The organism is Pseudomonas sp. Pseusp97, from assembly GCF_047304025.1.
In the GTDB taxonomy this organism is placed as follows: Bacteria; Pseudomonadota; Gammaproteobacteria; order Pseudomonadales; family Pseudomonadaceae; genus Pseudomonas.
On the sequence record NZ_JBGLYK010000338.1, the window covers coordinates 1 to 3,936 of the forward strand.

5 protein-coding genes are annotated in these 3,936 nt (G+C 65.7%); 2 read left to right on the forward strand and 3 right to left on the reverse strand.

The genetic code is table 11. The features are described 5' to 3' along the window. Window positions 1-579: 579 nt before the first annotated feature. The 3 genes from ACCC94_RS28380 to ACCC94_RS28390 are packed head-to-tail and all read right to left on the reverse strand — an operon-like array spanning window position 580 to window position 3,263. Window positions 580-1,923, reverse strand: a complete 1,344-nt coding sequence (locus tag ACCC94_RS28380; RefSeq protein ID WP_413352924.1) for an ATP-binding protein — start codon at window positions 1,921-1,923, stop codon at window positions 580-582. After that, a complete protein-coding gene (locus ACCC94_RS28385) occupies window positions 1,920-2,597 on the reverse strand; it encodes a response regulator (protein WP_413352925.1) in 678 nt (225 codons plus the stop codon). Before ACCC94_RS28385 ends, ACCC94_RS28380 begins: the two co-directional genes overlap by 4 nt. Window positions 2,598-2,651: 54 nt before the next feature. Then, complete coding sequence (locus ACCC94_RS28390; RefSeq protein ID WP_413352926.1) at window positions 2,652-3,263, reverse strand: hypothetical protein; 612 nt, start codon at window positions 3,261-3,263, stop codon at window positions 2,652-2,654. A 198-nt stretch (window positions 3,264-3,461) separates the two neighbouring features. Between ACCC94_RS28390 and napE the strand changes: the two genes are divergently transcribed. Next, window positions 3,462-3,629, forward strand: coding sequence for a periplasmic nitrate reductase, NapE protein (gene napE / locus ACCC94_RS28395; protein WP_413352927.1), 168 nt, complete (start codon window positions 3,462-3,464; stop codon window positions 3,627-3,629). 10 nt (window positions 3,630-3,639) lie between these two features. Continuing rightward, window positions 3,640-3,936, forward strand: a 297-nt coding sequence (locus tag ACCC94_RS28400) for a 4Fe-4S dicluster domain-containing protein (RefSeq protein WP_413352928.1), incomplete at its 3' end; no start/stop codon positions are given.

Below are 3,936 nucleotides of genomic sequence, written 5' to 3' on the forward strand. Positions count from 1 at the left end.
CCCAAACCATCCTTCAGGGCCGTAGGCCCAAAACCCCGTACGGGTTTACCCGTCTTTGCCCGGCCGGCGAATACCGCGGGCGCGTTATGCGCCCGTCGACCTGAAACGAAGCTCCCGTGCGTGGGCGTTCGCGAGCAAGCTCGCTCCTACGAAGAGCAGGTCATGCATAGCGTTCTGCGGCAACGCAGGTCGACCAGCTTGTCTGTAGGAGCGAGCTTGCTCGCGAACCAGCCCCGCGCCGCGGGCCGGGCCTGGCGCCCGATCACCCCGGCAAACGAATCCGGAAACACGCCCCGCCCAGCGCGGAATCCTCCAGCGCCAGCTCGCCGTCGTAGGACCGTAGGGCGCATAACCCGGAACGGGTTATCCGCCGAGGCCCTCGCGGCGGATAACGCTGGCGCGTTATGCGCCCGTCGACCTGAAACGAGGCTCCGGTGCGTGGGCCTTCGCGAGCAAGCTCGCTCCTACGAAGAGCAGGCCCTGCGTAGCCGTGTTCGGACTACGGGGCGACCAACTGGTCTGTAGGAGCGAGCTTGCTCGCGAACCAACCCCGCGCCGCAGTCCGGCCCCAGCACCCGATCACCCCGGCAAACGAATCCTGAAACACGCCCCGCCCAGCGCGGAATCCTCCAGCGCCAGCTCGCCGTCGTAGCTGTCGATGATGTCCTTCACCACCGCCGTGCCGATGCCCTGGCCGGGATGCTGGGCATCCAGGCGCTCGCCGCGCTTGAGGATGCGTTCGCGCTGGCTGGCCGGCACGCCGGGGCCGTCGTCCTCGATGATCAGCTCGAACTTCCGACCGTGCTTGCGCGCGCTGACCTTCACCGTGGTCAGGCACAGGCGGTAGGCGTTTTCCAGCAGGTTGCCGAGCATCTCCAGCAATGCGCCCTGCTCCAGCGGCAGGGAGAAACCCGGCGGGATGTCGCGCTCCAGTTTCACGCGCTTGTCGCGGTAGACCTTGTCCAGCGCGCCGGCGATGGTGTCCAGCAGCGGATCGAGGGCCGCGCGATGACGGATCAGGCCGCTCTTGCGCATGGTCGCGCGCTGCAACTGGTAGCCGATCTGCTGGCTCATGCGTTCGATCTGGGTCTGCAGCACCTGCACCTGCTCGCGGTTCTTCGGCTCGTCGGCGAGGGTTTCGCTGACTCCCTGCAGCACCGCCAGCGGCGTCTTCAGGCTGTGCGCGAGGTCGCCCAGGGAGTTGCGGTAGCGCTCGCGCTGGGCGCGTTCGCTGTCCAGCAGGCGGTTCACCGAATCGGTCAGGCGCAGCATCTCGGCGGGGTGCTCGTCGCTCAGGCGCTCGCGGTCGCCAGTCTCGATCTGGTCCAGCTCCGAACGTAGGCCGCGCATGGAACGAAAGCCCCAGCCAAGGCCGAGCCACAGCAACCCAAGCAGCAGCAACAGCGCGCCGCCCAGCCACAGGTAGAGCTGGTCGCGGAAGCCGCTGACCAGTTCGCGGAATTCGCTCTCCGGCTGCATGGTGACGATGCTGTAGGCCGCCCGCTGGCCACCGAGCAGGTCGATCTCCACGTCGTAGACGAAGAACTCCTGGCCGGTGGCGTCGCGGATGCGGGTGAACTCGTCGATCAGGCCGTCGTACTTGGGCGAGTAATCGACGCTCTCGTCCTGGGCGGAGGTGGAGCGCCACACCAGCTTGCCGGACTGGTCGTAGATGAAGCCCAGCAACTTCGATTCGGGGAGGTTGAAATCCTCCACCGGCAGGTGCTCGGGCATGCTCAGGACATTGCCTTCGATGCGCGCCGAGGACACCAGGGTCGCCACGTCCGCCGCCAGGCGCTGCTGGATGGCGTTCTCCAGGGCGATGCTGAACGCACGCTGGAGAGCCGGCAGCAGCGCCGCCATGAACAGCACGGCGAGAATCGCCGCGCCGATCATCAGCCGCAGGCGCAGCGAGCGGATCATTTACACAGCTCGTTGAAGATGTAGCCCTGGCCGCGCACGGTATCGATCGGCTTGAACTGCGCGGCGCTCTCCAGCTTGCGGCGCAGGCGGCCGACCAGCACCTCGATGACGTTCGGGTCGCGTTCGTCGTCGTCCGGGTAGAGCTGCTCGATCAGTCGCTCCTTGGCCACCACCTGCTGGTGATGACGCATGAGGTATTCGAGGATGCGGTATTCGAAGGCCGTCAGCTGCAGCGATTCGCCGTTGACCAGCGCCTGCTTGCGGTTGATGTCCAGCACCAGCGGGCCGGCCTCGATGCTCGACTGGGCGAAGCCGCTGGAACGGCGCAGCAGCGCGTTGAGCCGGGCCTCCAGCTCTTCGAACTGGAACGGCTTGACCACGTAGTCGTCGGCGCCGGCGGCCAGGCCTTCGACCTTGTCCTGCCAGTTGCCGCGCGCGGTGAGGATGAGAATGGGGAAGGTCTTGCCCTGGCTGCGGAATTCGCGGATCAGGTCCAGGCCGCTCATGCCCGGCAGCCCGAGGTCGATCATCGCCAGGTCGTGATGGTATTCGCTGGCGCGGTACAGCGCCTCTTCGGCGTTGGCGACGGCATCGACCACGTGGCCTTGTTCGCCGAGCCGGGTATACAGGTGATGGCGCAGCAGCGCCTCGTCTTCCACCACCAGCAGTTTCATGCGCGTACTCCCTGAGTCAGGCAACCGGGCCGCGCGGCCCGGTTGCGTTACCGGTCAGAACTTGTAGTTGGCGCCCAGGTAGAACTGGGAGCTGCTGTGCAGGTCAAGGGATCCCACCTTGCTGCCACCGTGCGGGCTCATCTCGGTACTCGCGTTGGTACGCAGGTAACGGTAGCCGCCTTCTACGGATGCGTTCTTGCCGAGTTCCTGGAGGATACCGGCTTGGGCACCGATGGCGTAACCCACATCGCTGTCGCGGCTGTACCCCTTGGAGTCCTGCTCCAGCTTGACCAGGCCGGCGGTGCCGCCGCCGAACAGCTTGGTGCCCTGGTCGCCCAGCGGCAGGAAGGCGTCGTAGCTGCCGAGCAGGTTCTGCTGGCGCAGCTTCAGGCCTTTCTCGGTGTCGGAAACGTTTTCATAGGTGATGTAGTAGCGGCCCTGCTCCATCTGCTGGCCGGCGCGTACGCCCCAGGTACCGCTGTTGTTGATCACGCTGTCGAATTTCGGGTTGCCCAGGTTGCGGTTCAGCGCATCGGACTTCTGGATGTTGTTGCTGGTTTCGCCCCAGGTCATGCCGACGAAGGTGTCGGCGGCGTTGGCGGCGGTAGCGGCCAGGCCGGCACCGAGGATGGCGGTGGCGAGGGCGATTTTCTTCATGGCTTTCATGGGGTTTCTCCCGTCAGAGGTCAGTAATTGGTTGACGGGGAGAAGGTTACGGGGAGGGCTCTGAACGGAACCTGTCGGAGCGCTGAACCATTGCTGAACGAATTCGCTGTATGAAAAAAGAATAACGCACGTAGGATTTTGCCCACACAACGAGCAGGGACTAGGCTGATTCCCAATCGTTGGCGGGAGGCTGACCCGATGCCCGAAAAGACCGGAGCCGACACGGAAAAAGGCAAGGAAACCCGGCTGTTCCTGTTCCTGGTGATCTGCCTGTTCCCTTTGCTCTCCGTGGCCATCGTCGGTGGCTACGGATTCATCGTCTGGATGTACCAACTGGTGGCGGGGCCGCCCGGCCCGCCCTCGTAGGGCCGCCGTCATGCTCTCTCGACGCGCCCTGCTGCGGCGCCTGGGCGGTGCGCCTGAAGTACGCCGCCCGCCCTGGACTGCCACCGACCGCGAATTCCTCGCCGGCTGCACGCGCTGCAATGCCTGTATCGACGCCTGCCCGGAACAGGTGCTGAAAGTCGGTGACGGCGGCTACCCGCAGCTGGACTTCAGCCAGGCCGGTTGCAGCCTGTGCGGCGACTGCGCCCAGGCCTGCGAGGCCCGGCTGTTCGACCTTGGCCGCCCGGCCTTTGCCTGGCGCGCGCAGATCGACGACCACTGCCTGGCC